We start from the raw sequence: 16994 nt of genomic DNA, 5'->3' as shown, positions 1-16994 counted from the left end.
CGAGGCGCACAGCAGGTTCAAGACAGTCTGCGTGTGCTGATCAATTCGCGCTTTCCCGCTGCTTCAGGTCGGCACGAAACTCGGCCAGTACAGCAGGCCCGTCTATGCCCTTGGCCTTGGCAGCATCCAGCCATGCCTGCTCGAAGGACGCTGTGCGCTCTTTGACGGCGGCAATCAGCTCATCGCTGGCAGGATGAAACTGCACCTTGTGCTCTTCCAGGATCTTCATGGCGGCCACGTCTGCATCCCCCCAGGCCTTGCCGCCCAGGCGAGCAATATGCTCACCGGACAGGCTCATCAGAATCTCGCGGTCTTTTTCAGACAAACGGTCAAAGGCGCTCGGGTTCATGATGATGCCGTGCAGATCCGCATAGAGGCCACCGGGAAAAACCGTGGCGTGCTTGACCACCGTATCCAGGCGGAAAGAGGCCACGGACTCGGGCGGGAACAGCACGCCGTCCACCACGCCGGTGCTCAGCAGCTCATACGATTCGGAGGCGGGCTTCACAACCGCGTTCACCTTCAGGGCCTTGGACAAGTCGGCCTGCATGCCACCACCAATGCGCAGCTTCAGGCCCTCGAAGTCGGCAATGTTCTGTACCTGCTTGTCAGTGGTGTAGACGCTGCCTGGGCCGTGACCATAAATGCCTAGCAATTTGATACCGCGATGCTCTTTGGCATCTTGCAGGTACTTGCTATAAATGTCCCAGGCCGCCAGCGAAGTAGACTCGGCGCTATTGCCCGAGAACGGCAGCATGGCAAACTTCATCAAATCAAAATTGCCGGGGTAATAGGAGTAGGAAATAAAGGCCAGATCCACAATCCCATTGCGTACCGCATCCAGGTGCCCTACCGGGTTGGTCACGGCCTTGGTCAGAAAGTTGATCTTGACGCGCCCTTCAGTGGCCTGCTCCACCTCTTTGGCCCAGGGCTTCATGAAGTTCGCCACCAGCACATGCGTTTGCGGAATCCAGGCAGAGAAAGTCAGCTCCACAGGCTTGTCCGCTTTTGCGGGACCAGCTGCCACTGCCAGGCTGGTTAAGGCCATACCCAACAGGCGAGAAATCCATCGGTTCTTCATGGGGAAATCCTTTTTTGGTGGTAGTTCGTTATAGGTATAGTTAGCCAGGCCCGTCAGGAGACAAGGGCCTGCTCAATCAAGGTTTCGGCATCGCCGTCATGATGCATACCCAACTGCGTGGCGATTGCCGTTGTCAAAGGCGGCCACTGGGCAAACTGCTGGTCAAACTGAGGGTTGGACTGAAAGCTCAATCCCGCATCGGCCCCCCGGCCATAGCGGGATTTGGCAGCCTGTACCAGGTCTGCCACCTGAAGACGCTGGGCGGGAAGATTCCACACCCGACCAGCGGGCAAGCGAGCGGCTTCCAGGCTCGCTGTTGTCAGAAGGTGCCGCACACAGGCGGGCAAGGAAAGCAGCCAGATCCAGCCTTGCGGGCCGATGGGGCACTCGTAAGTGCTTCCAGCAGCCAAGGCATGGATCAAAGAGCTGGCAAATGAAGACAAGGCCGTTTCAGCAGTCATGGGGCGGGCAACCACAGTAGGCAAACGAACCGAGCGGCCATCCAGAAAACCCCGGCGGCTGTAATCGGCAAGCAGCAATTCCACCATCCGCTTCTGCGTTCCGTAACTTAAAGTGGGTGCGACGGGCGTGTTGTCATCCACCTGCTGGGGCAGTGGCGTACCAAAGACACCGATACTGCTGGCATACACCACAACGGGACACTGGCCTTGCTGTCGCAGATGCTCAAACAAGCCTATCGTGCCGTCTATATTGACGCGCAACCCCAGTGCAAAATTCTCTTCAGCCAGCCGACTGGTCACCGAGGCCAGATGGAAAACCGTGTCGGGTGCTGGCGTTAGCACCGCCCCCAGCACGGCTTTATCGGACAAGTCACCACTAATGCAACGCAGTCCAGGCAGGTGGGGATAGCCTTGCTCTTCAAAAGCCAAATCCGTCAGCGTCAGGCTTTGAATCTCATTAGCCGCAAGCAGTTTGGCCGCCGCACGAGCAAGCGCTTGACCGATGTAGCCGTTGGCGCCGGTAATCAAGACGTGCTTCATGGCTTATCTCCCGGCAGCCTGCATGCAAGCAGCATCACGCTGACGTGGCGCAGCCAGCACACCACGATCACGCAAGGGCTGGCACCAAGCCAAACCTTCTGAAGGCAAGCCGCGAGGCTGATACTCGCAACCCAGCCAGCTGTCGTAAGCCAAGGCGGGCAAAGCGGCTACGCCTGCCAGCAAATCATGCTGTGCAAGATCAGGCTCGTAGCGACCATCGGCACCCGCGATCTGCACATAGCCAATCCAGGGAGCACAGACTGCCACGCTGGACGGGACATCCAGACTTTCTTTGACGCAGTGGTAGTAATCAAACTGCAGACGCAGGCGCGCGGAGTTGAAATGCTGGAGCACCTCAATGACCTGCTCGGGCAAATAATAGAAGTACCCGGCCATATCGCTGCGGTTGAGCGCCTCCAACGTCAGCACCAGATCATCCGCTTCAGCCAGGGCCAAAGCCTGTTCCAGATTACTGAGCAGTGCGGCCCGACAGTCTTGCTGTGCAAAAGGGCTGACGTCACCCGCCATCACATGAATACGGCGGCAGCCGGTAGCCTGTGCCACAGCACGGGCGCGATCAAAGGCCTCCTGAAACTGCGCCTGTGCGCCGGGAATGGCCGCCCAGCCCAAACGGCCCTGCCCCTCGCCTATCGGCGTATTGATCAGTGTCAGTTCCAGCTTGGCGGATTGCAACTGACTGGCGTACCAGTCGGGTGCATAGTCATAGGGCAGTAAAATCTCGACGCCCTGAAAACCGTCAGCCGCTGCAGCCTCGAAACGTTCGCTCCAGTCCAGATGCCGATACAACCAGCTGAGATTAGCGGATAGTTGCATGGGAGCCGCCTGTCTTATGCGTCTATCTGTCTAAGGAAGGCGTCACGCTGCTCAGGCAGCACAACGCTGACCAAGGCAGACACTTCGGCCTGACCCAAACCCATGGCGCTTGCCACGCGCAACATTTGCTGCACGCTGGCCGCAACCGGCATAGGCGCACCGCTGTGTTGAGCATTGGCGATCAAGGTGTCGATATCCTTGAGCATGGTCGAGAGCGCACCGATGCTTTTCGCTTGGGCTTCTATCATGCGCGGGGCAAAGATCTGCAAGGGCTTGGAGTCCGCCCAGCCGCCCGCCAGCGCCGGGGCCAGCTTGTCCACATTGATGTTATTGCGCTGGGCAAAGCCAATGGCTTCGGCCAACGCCGCAATCGAGGTCGCCACGATGGCCTGGTTGCACAGCTTGGTCGCCTGCCCGGTACCGGAAGGCCCCATATGCGTAATATTGCCGGCATAGGCACGCATGGCGGCCTCGGCTTCAGCCATATGGGTTTCACTACCGCCCGTCATGATGGCCAGGGTACCGGCCTCCACGCCGGGAATACCGCCAGACACCGGGGCATCAATCCAGTCCGCTCCGCAGCTCTCCACCAAACGAGCGGCCAATTTGCGTGTGGCCTCGGGGTCGATACTGGAGTGATCCACCAGCCATTTAAGGCCCGCTGCCTGAGCAATCCCGTCCGCGCCAAACACCACGGCCTCGGCAGCCTTGGCATCAAACAGGCATAACAAGACGCCGTCGGTGCCTTCAGCCGCTTCCCGTGGCGTGCCCACAATCTGCGCGCCGAGCGCTGCCAGCGGCTCGGCCTTTTCCCTGGAGCGATTCCAGACTTTGACCTCGTGACCCGCTTTCAGCAGGCGCTGCACCATGGCAGCACCCATCAATCCCAAACCGCAAAAACCGAGTTTCATCTTATACGTCCTCAAGCTGCTCTTGCGGCCACTCGGCAGCACCCGAGTGAGTCACTGCCCCCTCATTGGTCGGTCCAACCAGGCGTGCGTACTTCTCCAGCGCGCCAGCCAAACGATCTCGTACGAAGGGTTTCCATTGCTCTCTGCGTGCAGCCAGCTCCTCGTCGGACACATGCAGCTGCATGCTGCTTTGCGTGGCATCGATGGTGATACGGTCGCCGTCGCGCACCAAGCCGATGTTCCCACCGGCTGCCGCTTCGGGGCTGGCATAGCCGATACACATGCCGCGTGTCGCGCCGGAGAAACGGCCATCGGTCAGCAGTGCCACTTTCTCGCCATTGCCATGGCCGTAAATAGCGGCGGTAACGCTTAACATCTCGCGCATGCCGGGGCCGCCTTTGGGCCCTTCGTTGCGGATAATCAGCACGTCGCCAGTCTCGTAGGCCTGCTTGGACACCACGGCCATGCAATCTTCCTCGGTTTCAAAGACGCGAGCGCGGCCTTCAAAAACCAGAGACTTCAAGCCGGCAATTTTCAGCAAGGCGCCATCGGGGCACAGATTGCCCTTGAGCACGACCAGACCGCCCGACGCATGGATGGGCTGATCGCTGCTACGCACGATACGGCCATCCACATCGGGGAAGCTCTCCAGGGCTTCGGCCAAGGTTTCGCCGGTAATGGTCAATACATCGCCGTGCAGGTGGCCGCTTTTCAACAGTGCCTTGAGCACTACAGGCACCCCGCCAATCACGTCCAGATCGCGAGCCAGATAACGGCCGCCAGGCTGCAGGTCGGCAATCAGCGGCGTGCGGTTGAACACTTCGGCCAGATCGTCCATGGTGAAACGAATGCCCACTTCGTGCGCAATAGCAGGGATATGCAAGGCCACGTTGGTCGAGCCGCCAGTCGCTGCAACAGCCGCTGCGGCATTTTCCAGACTCTTGCGGGTGATGAGATCACGCGGCAAAGGCCCCCCGTTTTCCAGAATCTCCATCACGCGGCGACCAGCTCGGCGAGCCAGTGCGTGCCGCTGGCTGTAAACCGCCGGGGTGGTCGACGAACCCAGGAAGGACATGCCCAAAGCCTCTGCCACCATACCCATGGTATTGGCGGTGAACTGACCCGGACAGGAGCCCACGGTCATGGCACAGGTGCGCTCAATGCCGTGCAGTTGCTCCAGGGAAATCGCCCCAGTCTGATAACGACCCACACCCTCAATGGCAGTCAGCACCGTGTTTTCAGTGCCATCGGGCGAGTAGCCCGGCAACATGGAGCCACCGTAAATGAAAACCGAAGGGACATTGAGGCGCGCCATGGCCATCAGGGTGCCGGGCAGCGTCTTGTCGCAACCGCCCAAACCGACCAAAGCGTCATAGGCATGGCCACGCACGGCTATTTCCATGCTGTCGGCAATCATCTCGCGCGAGACCAGGCTCATGCGCATGCCAGCGTGGTTCATGGAGGTGCCATCGGACACGGAAATCGTGTTCATCATGACGGGTACGCCACCACCTTGGGCTACACCCAGGCGAACGCTGTCTGCTTGTGGGCCCAGCGATTTGGAACAGGGTGTGTTGTCTCCGGCGGTTCCAATGATGGCGACCATCGAACGATCCAGATCATCATCGTCCAGGCCTGTTGCACGCAGAAAGGCTCGGTGTGGGGTGCGAGTCACGCCCTCGGTCACTGCTTTTGATCTATGTTTTTTTAGCATGGTCTTTGGTGGTGATGAGTAGTTGAGAGATCGACTTAATCGGCCAGGTCCAAGCGGTCGAAGATCCAGGAAACATCTTCCTGAATGTATTGGCGCGCCTGGGCAAAATTGCCCGCGCGCAGCGCTTTGACGGTGGATTCGTGCAGGTGATCGGCAGAGTCTTCGTTGTGCAGCTGCTCGCGGGTTTCACGCAAGTAAGCGCCCGACTGCAGCCACAGGCTCTCGATCATGGCGAGCATGACGGGAGACTGAGCGGCTCCGTAAATCGTGAAATGAAAGATCCGGTTTTTTTCCAGACTGCTGGCCACGCCTTTGGGCGTGCGGCGCTCTTGGGTGATTTCTTGCGCCAGTTGTTCCAGCTGATCCAGCACGGACGGAGTCAGGAAAGGCCCCGCCCATTCGGTGACGGTGCCTTCGATCAAAACACGGGCGCGGCGAATATCGCTCAGGCAGGCTTTGGTGATCAAAGGAACACGGGTAGTGCCGTTAGGCAAAGGCTCCAGCCCCTGCTGTGCCACCAGACGGCGCAGTGCTTCGCGCACGGGCATGGTGCTGGTACCCAGCGCATCGGCCAGGTACTGAATGCCAAGCACTTGGCCCGCACGGTACTCACCGTGCATCAGCTTGTTACGTAGGGCTTGATAGACCGCTTCGTTGACGGATTGCCGAACGATGGGTTGAAAAGCTTCGAGCGGAGCGCTTGTGCTTGCAGCATCTGAATGTTTCATTAAATTCCGTCACAACGTGAATTCGAGCAAAGATTTGTGATTTTTGATCAATTCTAAGGACGGACTTCTACGACAACAAATCAGAGCTAACCCTTAGCCACCTGATTCGTGATGAGCGACTCGACACGCTTTGTGAGCGAGCCGCGCATCAGCTTTTGCAGAGCACTTGATCAGGCTGCAGGGCCGGCCATTGCTGGGATTGGCAGTGCGTTAAGGCCCTTGAATTCCTGCAAGGAAAAACTGGTCTGCGCTTGCCGAACACCGGGTAAACGATGCAATTTTCGTTGCAACAATTCCGAATAGCTGTCCAGATCCTTGGCCACGACCATCAGCAAAAAATCCGCCGGACCGGCAATGCCGTGGCACATCACCACCTCCGGAATATCGCGCACAGCCTCTACAAATTGCACCGAACGCTCTTCATTTTGAAAGTCCACACTGATGCTGACAAAGGCCACCACGCCATAACCCAGGCCACGCCGATCCAGCCGGGCGTGGTAGCCTGAAATAAGCCCGGCTTCTTCCATGCGTCGAATCCGGCGCCAGCAAGGCGACTGCGATATACCCACTTTTTGCGCCAGCTCGCTTGTTGTCAGCCTAGCGTTTCCTTGCAGCTCGGCCAGCAAACTGCCATCCACCTGATCCAGTTCTATTTGCATAAAAAAACCCGTTTTTTAAGTTTTTCAGAAAAAGTTATGCTTCTATAAAAAACAGCTTGGCGCAAGACCCTTAAATCCATAAGATCAACGCATAAATTTAAGTGGGATGAAATTATGAAACCACAGACCCATTTCAGCTTTACCCCTATGCCCGCCTACTCAGGTGACCGCATCCTGCCGCTGATGGAGACCTTCGGGCAGGATGCACTGCAAGCTCCCCTCGGCGCGCAACGCGACTTTGGTTTTTTATCGACTCACGCGACCTGTTCCACACGTCGCACAGGTCATTATTAACGTACCGGGAACAGAACAAATGAATGCTTCCAAAGCATCGGCTGACAAGGGAATCGGCGAGACAGAGCGCATTGTTTCGGAAGAAAAAGCGCAGTTGGATTTCAGCCAATCCATGAGCTATGGCGACTACTTGCACCTGGACGAGGTGCTGGGCGCCCAACACCCGCTCTCGCCTGCCCACGACGAAATGCTGTTCATCATCCAGCACCAGACCAGCGAACTCTGGATGAAACTGATGCTGCACGAACTGAATGCGGCCACCGCATCGGTCGCCGCCGACCGCTATGCCGACAGCTTCAAGATGCTGGCGCGTGTCTCGCGCATCATGGAGCAACTGGTCAGTGCATGGACTGTGCTGTCGACCATGACCCCGCCGGAATACACCGCCATGCGGCCTTATCTGGCCAGTTCCAGCGGCTTTCAAAGCGCGCAATATCGCTGCATTGAGTTTGCTCTGGGCAACAAGAACGCCGCCATGCTCAAGCCGCATGCGCACCGCCCTGACCTGCTCCGTCAGGTGGAAGCTGCCTACCAAGCGCCTTCGCTGTACGACGAGTCGCTGCGCCTGTTGGCCCGCCAGGGTTTCCACATTCCCGCTGACTATCTGGACCGTGACTGGACGCAGCCCTACGTGGCCAGCCCCGAGGTCGAAGCCGCCTGGTTGCAGGTTTACCGTGACCCGTATGCGCACTGGGATCTGTACCAACTGGGCGAAAAACTGACCGACATTGAGGACGCCTTCCGTCTTTGGCGTTTCCGTCATGTCACGACGGTGGAACGCGTTATCGGTTTCAAGCGCGGCACTGGTGGCACAGGCGGCGTCAGCTACCTGCGCAAGATGCTGGATGTTGTGTTGTTCCCCGAGATCTGGGCTGTTCGGACCGCGCTGTAATGCAGGCTCCCCACGACTCCCTCTCCGCGCAGGAGCGCGAGCGCGAATATTCGCCCAGCTCCTGTATAGGCGGGAACTACGCGCCCTACATCGAGGACTACGCCACGCTTAGCGCAGCGGCGTTGGCAAGCGGATCACGGCATACCGAGCATGCCTATGGCAGCGCTGCCGCGCACCGGCTTGACCTGTTCCTGCCTGAGCCCCGCGATTCGGAGGCGCTTCCGCCCTTGCTGCTGTTTATCCACGGCGGCTACTGGCAGGAGCTCTCCAAGGCGTCCTCTTTGTTCTCAGCCCCGGATTGCACCAACACGGGCATCGCCTTTGCCGCTATTGATTACACCTTGGCGCCGCAAGCCTCTGTCCACGACATGGTGCTGGAGTGCCGCCAGGCTCTGCGCTGGCTGCATCAACATGGCGAAGAACTGGGCTTTGACCCACAACGCATCGTCATTTCCGGCAGTTCTGCCGGGGCGCATCTGGCGGCCATGTGCTGCTTGCGTGGGTGGAAGGATGATGCCGATTTGCCTGCAGGCGCACCCGCAGCAGCAGTGCTGGTTTCCGGCATTTACGAGCTGCAACCTCTGATTGGCACCAGTATCAATGAGGCACTGTCCCTGGACGTGGCAAGTGCGCGAGCGATCAGCCCACAACTGCTTGATCTGACAGGGTTTCCGCCCGCCATCATCAGTTGGGGAGAAATCGAAACCTCGGAGTTCAAGCGCCAGAGCCAGGCTTTTGCCGATGCGCTGAACGCAAAGGGTGCCCTGTATCTGCCCCCCATCGAAGTGCCAGCACGCAACCACTTCGATGTCATTCTTGACCAGGCTCGTCCCCACACCCGCTTGGGCGATGCCACGCACGCGCTCGTTGCGTCCTTGCCGGTCACCTCTACTCGGAGCAAGTGATGAAACAAGTTGTCGACGTCGGGCTTCCGCCCCTGAAGCAAGCGTTTTCCTGGGCCGTCAAAGCCCAAGGAGAAATGCTGTTCATGGTGAATGGGCCTGTTCGGCCGGACGGCAGCATCGATACGGGAAGTATCGAGCAGCAGGCTCGCCTGACTTTCGCGAATATGCAGCGGGCCACGCAAGCGGCGGGTGGCAACCTGGAAAATGTCACCCAGGTGCTGATCTACATGACCGATGTTGCCGACATGGACATCATCGACAAGGTGTACAGGGAGTTTTTCTCCGCGCCCTTCCCCAACCGCGCCAGTGTGGGCGTTGCGGCCTTGGTGGAGCCGGGCATGAAGCTGGAGGTGGTAGCTTACGCCATGATTCCTTGAGGCTGACAAAGGCGGGAAGCTGCAGTCAAAACCTGGCCGCACCCGCCGGATTACAGCGAGTCGAACGGGTCCTGCGTACTGGGCAAGCCTGTGTCATCCCCCAGCACAAAGCGCGGGATGAATTGCAGCACGTACTGCCGCATGGCTTCGACCAGACGCTGCGCATCGGGGCGCAGTTCGCGAGACCGCAAGGACACCACGCCGACCATATAAGGCACGTGGATATCAATCGGGCGCAGCACCACATTAGGCAGCGGCAGGCCGTGGGCGGTGAAGGGATCGATCAAGGACACGCCTACCCCTTGGCTGGCCAGAACCAGGCCTTCCAGAGACGAGGCAACCTCGATGTGACGGATATCTTCTGGGGCTTGCGGACTGGCACGCAGCAAGGCGGTGGCCAGGGTATGACGCAAGCGGTGGCGGTTCTGGATGGAAATCAGGGGAGTGCCCTGAATGTCGCTGAGACGCACCAGTTCCTGTTTGGCCAGGGGATGGTTCACGGCCATGCCCAACAGGCACGGGCTTTGACCCGACCAATGCAAGGTGCAGCCATCAATGTCCAGCGGCAAACTGGTCACCGCCAGATCTGCCCGTCCTTCGTCGATGGCTTGCACCACTTCTTCCGGTTTCACCGTATCAATAATCAGCTTTTGCTTGAAGGCCGGATCGTGCTGCTCCATGATGCCCAGCGCTTGCGGCACCAGGCCAATCGCCAAGGCGTGAGTAGTCACGATACGCAGAGGTCGCAGCCCCCCACGGGCGATTTCCAGAGCGCGGGTTTGCAGCACCTCCAGATTCATCAGCACAGGCCGGGCTTCCAGATAAAACTCGCGCCCCTGCTCGGTCAGGGTGACTTGCGGACGGGTGCGAGTAAAGAGTCTGAACCCCAGCTCCTGCTCAAGCTCCTGGATCTGGCGGCTAACCACTGGCTGAGAGCGGTCAAGCAAGCGGCCGGCAGCGGTAACGCTGCCTGCGGACATCACAGCTGCAAAAGCTTCTAATTGGCGAATTTCCATGTCGTTCTATGTGGATGCCGCATTTATCAACATGGAATATTCTAATGCGGAATAGTTAGGCGGACTAGCGTTTCACACCGAAACATTGATCCAGCGTGGGGAAAGAGCCATCACGCACCTCGGCCGCATATTGCGCCGCTGCTTGCGAGATCAGGGCACCCACATCCGCGTAGGGTTTGGCGAATTTGGGAATCTTGCCGTTTGTCAGGCCCAGAATGTCTTCTGTCACCAGAACCTGGCCATCACATGCAGGTGAAGCGCCGATACCAATGGTAGGAATGGCGATGGTTTCAGTAATCCGGCGGCCTACGCTTTCGGCCACTCCTTCCAGCACCACGCCCCAGGCACCTGCCTGAGCATGGGCGACGGCATCGTCCAGCACGCGCTGGGCGGCGGCATCGGTCATGCCCTGAGCTTTGTAACCGCCCATGGTGTTGACGTACTGGGGCATCAAGCCCACGTGGGCCAGCACAGGTACGCCGCGCTCAACCAGGAAACGCGTGGTTTCAGCCATGGCTTGGCCGCCTTCCATCTTCACCGCCTGGGCGCCGCTGGCCGCGAGCATACGCGATGCATTGGCAAATGCCTGCTGGGGTGATTCCTGATAGCTGCCAAAAGGCATATCCACGACAATACAAGCGTGTTTAGTTGCACGCACCACGGCCGCGGCATGGGCAGCCAACATATCCACCGTAATGCTCAGGGTGTCAGGCATGGCATAACCTACCATCGCGGTCGAGTCGCCCACCAGGATCATGTCCATGTGCTCGTCCAGCATTCGTGCAATAGGCGCGATGTAGGCTGTTAACGAAGCAATTTTTTGTTTGCCCTTATAGGCGGTCAGAGCGGGAACGCTAATGCGAACCTGCGTGGTATGTACGCTCATACTTACTCCAGCTGGAACCCCATAAGCAAAAGCTTATATGGGATTATGAATGATGCAGATTGCAACATCTTAATCAAAAATCCAGTCGACGCCTCTATAATCGCCGCAGGACAAAAAACAATAAGCTAATTTCCTGCCTACGTACAAGCTTCGCGTGTCCATCCCGTGCGGATTCAGGTCCTTTTAAGGACTTTTGTTTTGACATCGCCTGTACTCTAGAGCCCGATCGTTCCCAATGCGCGGTGGTTTCATCAGCCATGTCCTGGCTGTTTTGCCATGCACTCTACCGAGGAGAGACCTATGTCGACTACCCCCCCAACCATCACCTTCCACGACGATAACCGTGCGCCCCAACTGGGCATGGGCGTGTGGCAGGTACCTGCCGAGCAAACGGCCGATGTGGTGTGCAGTGGCATCGAAGCGGGCTACCGCCTGATCGATACTGCCGCCATTTATGGCAACGAAGCCGAAGTCGGCCAAGGGATTCGTCAGTCCAAGGTGCCACGCGAAGAACTGTTTGTGACCACCAAGCTGTGGAATGACATGCATGGCCACGACAACACCCGTGCAGGCTTTGAAGAAAGCATGGACAAGCTGCAGCTCGATTATGTGGATCTGTACCTGATCCACTGGCCCGTGCCCAAGAACCGTCAGTACATCCAGACCTGGGAAACACTGATCAATCTGCGCAACGAAGGCCGCGTGAAATCCATTGGTGTGTGCAATTTCCTGCCCCAGCACCTGCAAACCTTGCTGGACAAAACGGGCGTGCTGCCCGTGCTGAACCAGATCGAACTGCACCCCGGCTTTCAGCAGGCCGAGTCACGTCACTACCATGAAGACCACGCCATCCAGACCCAGGCCTGGAGCCCGCTGGGATTGGGTACGCTGTGGGACAATCCGGTGCTGAACAAGATCGCCAAGGAACATGGCCGTTCGGTGGCGCAAATCATGCTGCGCTGGCAGATTCAGCTGGGCAATATGGTGATTACCAAGTCCAATTCCCCCAAGCGTCAGCGCGACAATATGGACATTTTCAGCTTCGAGCTAAGCGAACAGGATATGGCTGCCATTGCCAGTCTGGACCAGGCCGACGGTCGTCTTGGCCCGGATCCAGAACTGTTCCGCCTGCCCAAAAGCACCGTCCAAGACTAAGCCCTGGGGCGCACCCGTCTTGCAGGGCCGGACAAGAAGGCGGCAAGAAGGGGCGCCAGGGCAAACAGCCACAGCAGAGCCTGCGCCGACTGGCGCGCGCCCTGCACCCCACCGGGGTCTACAAAGCCCGAGGCCGTGGTGATGATCCCGGCCAGAGCGGCCCCCAATGCCATCGTGAACAGCTGCAAGGTGGTAATGGCAGCCGAGGCAATATTCTCCTGCCCCTTGGGTGCGGAATGAAACACCCGCGTCAGCAGATGCGGCCAGGCCAGACCAATCCCCACCCCGACTCCCAATAAGGACAGGTACAAGGCCCAGGAATAATCCGTGCCTTCACTCAAGCCTTCCCATGGAATAAACACGCCCAAGGCAACCAAGGACAAGCCCGAGAGCACAGGCCCGGCAATAATCATGCGATCCCCGGTTTTCAGCTCCCGGCTGGAACTGGCAATAGAACCCAAGGTCCAGCCACCTGACATCAAGGCCGTCAGGTAACCTGCTTTAAGGGGGCTCATGTGGTGGATGATCTGCAGGAAATACGGAATGAAGATTTCCGTTGCCACGGCCACGCTGACCAGGCCAATACCGGCATATAGACTGCCCAAGGCCGTCCTGATGGAGTAGGTGCCCTGCGGAAACAGACGGCTGGTAGACTTGCTGTCGGCACGCGCCATCAAATACACCAGAATTGCCCCACCTGCGACACCGGCCAGATTGATCATCCAGGAAGTCGACAGGCTCCCTGCCGACATCACCAGCACAGAGGCCGTCAGCAGCAAGACCTTGCCCAGGGTGGAGCCCGATTGACGCGATTCGGGCGCACGCGCGTCGCGCAATTGCGTCCAGACCAGAATCGCCAGCAAAGCGGCACACGGCAGGACGCTCCAGAAGGCCAGACGCCACTGCCCCATCTGGGCAAACACCCCGCCAATCGCCGGGCCTGACAAAGTGGCCACGCCCCACATACTGGACACCAAAGCCATGACGCGCGGCCAAAGGCGCTCTTCAAACACCAGCCGGATCGAGGAATAGCTCAGACCCAGCAGCAGGCCGCCGCCCAAGCCCTGAATCGTGCGGGCAAAAAGCAGAAAAGGCATGGAAGGTGCTGCCGCGCACAAGGTTGTACCAATGGCAAAAAACAGCAGCGACACCAGAAAGCTGTGTCGCAGACCCAGTTTTTCCAGAACTTGTGGCGACAGGGCCGAGCCCAGGATCGAGGCCACCACAAAGAGCGTGGTGTTCCAGGCGTAGTACTCCAGCCCGCCAATATCCTCCACCACCGAGGGCAAAATCGTGGTCGCCACATACACGTTGATCGCGTGAACCGCCACGCCACCGGCCAACGCCAGCGAACGCAAGCCATTGCGGCCAGACAGTAATTCGGACCAAGAAGCTTCTTGGGTATTCGCCATTTTTCTGTATCCAAGCAAAAAGCCGGCGCAGGAGCCGGCCCCTAAACACACAAGTGCGCCAGGGGCATGACACCACTGACGCACCTGCTGGCGTGTCAAACCACGCCTTGACCTGCTGCCGAGCTTACGCTTTCAACAAGCCCCGCAAAACGTACTGCATGATACCGCCGTGACGGTAGTAATGCGCTTCGCTAGGCGTATCAATTCGGACCAGGGCCTCGAATTCGATATCGCCCGCACGCACTTTGACCTTCTCGGGGATCTTGTCCTGATTCAGGGCGGTAATGCCTTCAATATCAAAGACCTCATCTCCCATCAGACCCAGAGTTTCAGCGTTTTGGCCGGCCGGGAACTGCAAAGGCATCACGCCCATGCCCAGCAAGTTGCTGCGGTGAATACGCTCGTAAGACTCGGCAATCACCGCACGCACACCCAAGAGCACCGTACCTTTGGCGGCCCAGTCACGCGAGGAACCCGAACCGTATTCCTTGCCTGCCAGAATCACCAGCGGGACGCCGGCACTCAAGTAATTGCGCGAGGCATCGTAAATCGTTGCCACGGGCGCGCCGTCTTGCGTGAAGTCGCGTGTATAACCCCCTTCCGTGCCTGGGGCCAACTGGTTGCGCAAACGCACGTTGGCAAAGGTGCCGCGAATCATGACTTCATGGTTACCGCGACGCGAGCCGTAGGAGTTGAAATCCTGCGGCTTGACTTCGTGATCCATCAGATACGTGGCGGCAGGCGACATACGTGCAATCGAACCAGCCGGGCTGATGTGGTCGGTGGTGACCGAATCACCCAGCTTGGCCAGCACGCGGGCACCACGAATGTCCGAGACCGGGCTTGGATCGCGTTTCAGGTCGATGAAATACGGCGGTTTGCGCACGTAGGTGGAGTCTTCCTGCCACTCGAAACGATCCCCTTTGGGGGTAGGCAAAGAGCGCCAACGCTCATCACCAGCGAACACATCGGCATAACCATCACGGTACATATCCGAGGCGATGGCCTTGCTGATCACATCCTGCACTTCAGCGGCAGACGGCCAGATGTCTTTCAGGAACACATCTTTGCCATCGCTGCCCTGTCCCAGCGGCTCATGGTACAGGTCGATATCCATGGTGCCAGCCAGGGCGTACGCCACCACCAGTGGTGGCGACATCAGATAGTTCATCTTTACTTCGGGGTGAATACGGCCTTCGAAGTTGCGGTTGCCGGACAGTGTGGACACTACAGCCAGATCATTCTGGTTAATGGCCTGGCTGACTTCCGGAATCAAGGGGCCTGAGTTACCAATACATGTGGTGCACCCGTAGCCAACCAGATCAAAACCCAGCTTGTCCAGGTAGGGGGTCAGACCTGCGCGCTGGTAGTAGTCCGTGACCACGCGCGATCCGGGGGCCAGACTGGTTTTCACCCAAGGTTTGCGGCTCAGGCCCTTTTCCACGGCCTTCTTGGCCAGCAGACCCGCCGCCATCATGACGCTGGGGTTGGAGGTGTTGGTACACGAAGTAATCGCGGCAATGACGACCGAGCCATGATCCAGTGTGCACTGGCTGCCATCGGCCAGCGTAAATTCCACCGCCGCTTTCCGGGGTGCTGGCGGTTTGTGCGACGGCACGTCCGAGGCAGGAAAGCTCTCTTCGACGGCTTCGTCATAGGTGGCCACATCATCACCCAACAAATCACGCACCGCAGTACGGAATGCCGGCTTGGACGAAGACAGGGCGATGCGGTCCTGAGGACGCTTGGGACCGGCAATCGAAGGAACGACGGTGGACAGATCCAGCTCCAGACGCTCGGAGTAGCGAGGCTCATGCTGCGGATCGTGCCACAGGCCCTGAGCCTTGGCGTAGGCACGCACCAGTTCGATCTGCTCTTTGCTGCGGCCCGTCAGCTCCATATAACGCAGGGTTTCCTCGTCAATCGGGAACATGGAGATGGTGGAGCCGTATTCAGGGCTCATATTGCCGATAGTGGCACGGTTGGCCAACGGCACAGCGCTGACGCCGGGGCCGTAGAACTCCACAAACTTGCCGACCACCCCATGCTGACGCAGCATATCGGTAATCGTCAGCACCAGGTCGGTAGCCGTGGTGCCTTCAGGCATTTGACCCGTCAGCTTGAAGCCCACAACGCGGGGGATCAGCATGGAAATGGGCTGGCCCAGCATGGCGGCTTCGGCCTCGATACCGCCTACGCCCCAGGCCACCACGCCCAGACCGTTCACCATAGGCGTGTGCGAGTCCGTGCCCACACAGGTATCGGGATACGCCAGCTGACGGCCTTGTTCATCGCGCGTAAAGACCACGCGGGCCAAATGTTCCAGGTTCACCTGGTGAACAATACCGGTGCCCGGTGGCACGACCTTGAAGTTATCAAAAGCACTTTGGCCCCAGCGCAGGAACTGGTAGCGCTCCATATTGCGCTCGTATTCGATTTCCACGTTGCGTTCAAACGAGCTGGGCTTGCCAAAGTCGTCCACGATCACCGAGTGGTCAATAACCAGCTCTACCGGTGCCAGGGGGTTGATTTTTTGCGGATCACCACCCAAGGCCTGCATGGCTTCACGCATGGCGGCCAGGTCCACAACGGCTGGCACGCCGGTAAAGTCCTGCAGCACAACGCGTGCGGGGGTAAAGGCGATTTCACGATCGGGCTCGGCAGCAGGGTCCCAGGCGGCCAGGGCGCGAATATCATCGGCCGTGACATCGCCACCATCTTCAGTGCGCAGCAAGTTTTCCAGCAGGATCTTCAAGCCATAAGGCAGGCTGGCAACATCCAGGCCATCTCCACGAACCGCATCTAACCGATAGTAGTCGTAGGACTGCCCGCCGACATCCAACTGGTGCAAAGCCTTAAAACTATCTACGCTTTTCATATCGGGATCTCCATGGAAAAGTGCCGGCCGATACCATCCAATCTACCCAGCCAGCGATACACATGTGGTAACTGTCTATTGGTCTAGACCATTCCACATCTTACACTCTGGCGTAATCCCCTGCCCTGCGCGACGTCCTTCCTGTGGCCTTAGGTCACACCTCCTCAAACTCGGAAACATTCTTTACGTATAATGTTTTAGGCGTCTTACGCCCGTCTGTTCGGCCTCCCCCGCCCCTCCCTTTACTTCGA

The 16994-nt window shown here is 58.6% G+C and carries 16 protein-coding genes; 5 read left to right on the top strand and 11 right to left on the bottom strand.

Going from position 1 to position 16994, the window contains the following annotated elements:
- Positions 1–40 precede the first annotated feature (40 nt).
- From ACLPGZ_RS00405 to ACLPGZ_RS00375, 7 genes are all read right to left on the bottom strand, one after another.
- On the bottom strand, positions 41–1081 hold the full coding sequence (locus ACLPGZ_RS00405; RefSeq protein ID WP_021447249.1) for a TRAP transporter substrate-binding protein: 1041 nt from the start codon (positions 1079–1081) through the stop codon (positions 41–43).
- Positions 1082–1134: 53 nt separating this feature from the next.
- The gene (locus tag ACLPGZ_RS00400; RefSeq protein ID WP_203145353.1) at positions 1135–2082 is read right to left on the bottom strand and encodes an NAD-dependent epimerase/dehydratase family protein; all 948 of its coding nucleotides are present in this window, start codon (positions 2080–2082) and stop codon (positions 1135–1137) included.
- Positions 2083–2085: 3 nt separating this feature from the next.
- Entirely contained in the window at positions 2086–2916 is an 831-nt protein-coding gene (locus ACLPGZ_RS00395; protein ID WP_251196684.1) for a hydroxypyruvate isomerase family protein, read from the bottom strand.
- Between the two features lie 14 nt (positions 2917–2930).
- On the bottom strand, positions 2931–3827 hold the full coding sequence (locus ACLPGZ_RS00390) for an NAD(P)-dependent oxidoreductase (protein ID WP_251205013.1): 897 nt from the start codon (positions 3825–3827) through the stop codon (positions 2931–2933).
- A gap of 1 nt (position 3828) precedes the next feature.
- The gene (gene ilvD, locus ACLPGZ_RS00385; RefSeq protein WP_031232959.1) at positions 3829–5541 is read right to left on the bottom strand and encodes a dihydroxy-acid dehydratase; all 1713 of its coding nucleotides are present in this window, start codon (positions 5539–5541) and stop codon (positions 3829–3831) included.
- A gap of 35 nt (positions 5542–5576) precedes the next feature.
- Positions 5577–6269 carry a GntR family transcriptional regulator gene (locus ACLPGZ_RS00380; protein ID WP_009455428.1) on the bottom strand — a complete coding sequence of 231 codons (693 nt, stop codon included), beginning with the start codon at positions 6267–6269 and terminating at the stop codon, positions 5577–5579.
- Positions 6270–6439: 170 nt separating this feature from the next.
- The gene (locus ACLPGZ_RS00375; protein ID WP_035269814.1) at positions 6440–6928 is read right to left on the bottom strand and encodes an Lrp/AsnC family transcriptional regulator; all 489 of its coding nucleotides are present in this window, start codon (positions 6926–6928) and stop codon (positions 6440–6442) included.
- A 114-nt stretch (positions 6929–7042) separates the two neighbouring features.
- Here ACLPGZ_RS00375 and ACLPGZ_RS00370 point away from each other — a divergent pair, with 114 nt between their 5' ends.
- From ACLPGZ_RS00370 to ACLPGZ_RS00355, 4 genes are read left to right on the top strand one after another with little or no spacing between them, the layout of a single operon-like run.
- A complete protein-coding gene (locus tag ACLPGZ_RS00370; protein WP_429640919.1) occupies positions 7043–7222 on the top strand; it encodes a hypothetical protein in 180 nt (59 codons plus the stop codon).
- 19 nt (positions 7223–7241) lie between these two features.
- Entirely contained in the window at positions 7242–8114 is an 873-nt protein-coding gene (gene kynA, locus ACLPGZ_RS00365) for a tryptophan 2,3-dioxygenase (protein WP_429640918.1), read from the top strand.
- Positions 8114–9019, top strand: coding sequence for an alpha/beta hydrolase (locus ACLPGZ_RS00360; protein ID WP_429640917.1), 906 nt, complete (start codon positions 8114–8116; stop codon positions 9017–9019). Before kynA ends, ACLPGZ_RS00360 begins: the two co-directional genes overlap by 1 nt.
- Positions 9019–9396: a RidA family protein gene (locus tag ACLPGZ_RS00355; protein WP_429640916.1), complete on the top strand. Its 378-nt coding sequence runs from the start codon at positions 9019–9021 to the stop codon at positions 9394–9396. Before ACLPGZ_RS00360 ends, ACLPGZ_RS00355 begins: the two co-directional genes overlap by 1 nt.
- Before the next feature lie 50 nt (positions 9397–9446).
- Here ACLPGZ_RS00355 and ACLPGZ_RS00350 read toward each other — a convergent pair whose 3' ends face one another.
- Together ACLPGZ_RS00350 and panB are read right to left on the bottom strand one after the other, a co-directional pair.
- Positions 9447–10412: a LysR family transcriptional regulator gene (locus tag ACLPGZ_RS00350; RefSeq protein ID WP_149721077.1), complete on the bottom strand. Its 966-nt coding sequence runs from the start codon at positions 10410–10412 to the stop codon at positions 9447–9449.
- 64 nt (positions 10413–10476) lie between these two features.
- On the bottom strand, positions 10477–11298 hold the full coding sequence (gene panB / locus ACLPGZ_RS00345) for a 3-methyl-2-oxobutanoate hydroxymethyltransferase (RefSeq protein ID WP_042485639.1): 822 nt from the start codon (positions 11296–11298) through the stop codon (positions 10477–10479).
- Between the two features lie 300 nt (positions 11299–11598).
- Between panB and ACLPGZ_RS00340 the strand changes: the two genes are divergently transcribed.
- Complete coding sequence (locus ACLPGZ_RS00340; RefSeq protein WP_045929447.1) at positions 11599–12453, top strand: aldo/keto reductase; 855 nt, start codon at positions 11599–11601, stop codon at positions 12451–12453.
- Here ACLPGZ_RS00340 and ACLPGZ_RS00335 read toward each other — a convergent pair.
- Positions 12450–13865 (bottom strand): MFS transporter, encoded by a 1416-nt coding sequence (locus tag ACLPGZ_RS00335; RefSeq protein ID WP_429640915.1) that lies wholly within the window; start codon positions 13863–13865, stop codon positions 12450–12452. The two genes, ACLPGZ_RS00340 and ACLPGZ_RS00335, sit on opposite strands and share 4 nt — an antisense overlap.
- A 124-nt stretch (positions 13866–13989) precedes the next feature.
- Entirely contained in the window at positions 13990–16743 is a 2754-nt protein-coding gene (gene acnA, locus ACLPGZ_RS00330) for an aconitate hydratase AcnA (protein WP_042485630.1), read from the bottom strand.
- Between the last annotated feature and the right edge of the window lie 251 nt (positions 16744–16994).

This window comes from Alcaligenes sp. Me129, from assembly GCF_050487245.1.
In the GTDB taxonomy this organism is placed as follows: Bacteria; Pseudomonadota; Gammaproteobacteria; order Burkholderiales; family Burkholderiaceae_B; genus Alcaligenes; species Alcaligenes phenolicus.
The sequence above is the reverse complement of the archived record's forward strand: the minus strand, read 5'-3'. Positions and strand labels throughout refer to the sequence as shown.

Bases quoted from the DNA above. Each gene is read 5' to 3' on its own strand.
- ACLPGZ_RS00405 (WP_021447249.1), bottom strand. From the start codon at position 1,081: ATGAAGAACCGATGGATTTCTCGCCTGTTGGGTATGGCCTTAACCAGC.
- ACLPGZ_RS00400 (WP_203145353.1), bottom strand. From the start codon at position 2,082: ATGAAGCACGTCTTGATTACCGGCGCCAACGGCTACATCGGTCAAGCG.
- ACLPGZ_RS00395 (WP_251196684.1), bottom strand. From the start codon at position 2,916: ATGCAACTATCCGCTAATCTCAGCTGGTTGTATCGGCATCTGGACTGG.
- ACLPGZ_RS00390 (WP_251205013.1), bottom strand. From the start codon at position 3,827: ATGAAACTCGGTTTTTGCGGTTTGGGATTGATGGGTGCTGCCATGGTG.
- ilvD (WP_031232959.1), bottom strand. From the start codon at position 5,541: ATGCTAAAAAAACATAGATCAAAAGCAGTGACCGAGGGCGTGACTCGC.
- ACLPGZ_RS00380 (WP_009455428.1), bottom strand. From the start codon at position 6,269: ATGAAACATTCAGATGCTGCAAGCACAAGCGCTCCGCTCGAAGCTTTT.
- ACLPGZ_RS00375 (WP_035269814.1), bottom strand. From the start codon at position 6,928: ATGCAAATAGAACTGGATCAGGTGGATGGCAGTTTGCTGGCCGAGCTG.
- ACLPGZ_RS00370 (WP_429640919.1), top strand. From the start codon at position 7,043: ATGAAACCACAGACCCATTTCAGCTTTACCCCTATGCCCGCCTACTCA.
- kynA (WP_429640918.1), top strand. From the start codon at position 7,242: ATGAATGCTTCCAAAGCATCGGCTGACAAGGGAATCGGCGAGACAGAG.
- ACLPGZ_RS00360 (WP_429640917.1), top strand. From the start codon at position 8,114: ATGCAGGCTCCCCACGACTCCCTCTCCGCGCAGGAGCGCGAGCGCGAA.
- ACLPGZ_RS00355 (WP_429640916.1), top strand. From the start codon at position 9,019: ATGAAACAAGTTGTCGACGTCGGGCTTCCGCCCCTGAAGCAAGCGTTT.
- ACLPGZ_RS00350 (WP_149721077.1), bottom strand. From the start codon at position 10,412: ATGGAAATTCGCCAATTAGAAGCTTTTGCAGCTGTGATGTCCGCAGGC.
- panB (WP_042485639.1), bottom strand. From the start codon at position 11,298: ATGAGCGTACATACCACGCAGGTTCGCATTAGCGTTCCCGCTCTGACC.
- ACLPGZ_RS00340 (WP_045929447.1), top strand. From the start codon at position 11,599: ATGTCGACTACCCCCCCAACCATCACCTTCCACGACGATAACCGTGCG.
- ACLPGZ_RS00335 (WP_429640915.1), bottom strand. From the start codon at position 13,865: ATGGCGAATACCCAAGAAGCTTCTTGGTCCGAATTACTGTCTGGCCGC.
- acnA (WP_042485630.1), bottom strand. From the start codon at position 16,743: ATGAAAAGCGTAGATAGTTTTAAGGCTTTGCACCAGTTGGATGTCGGC.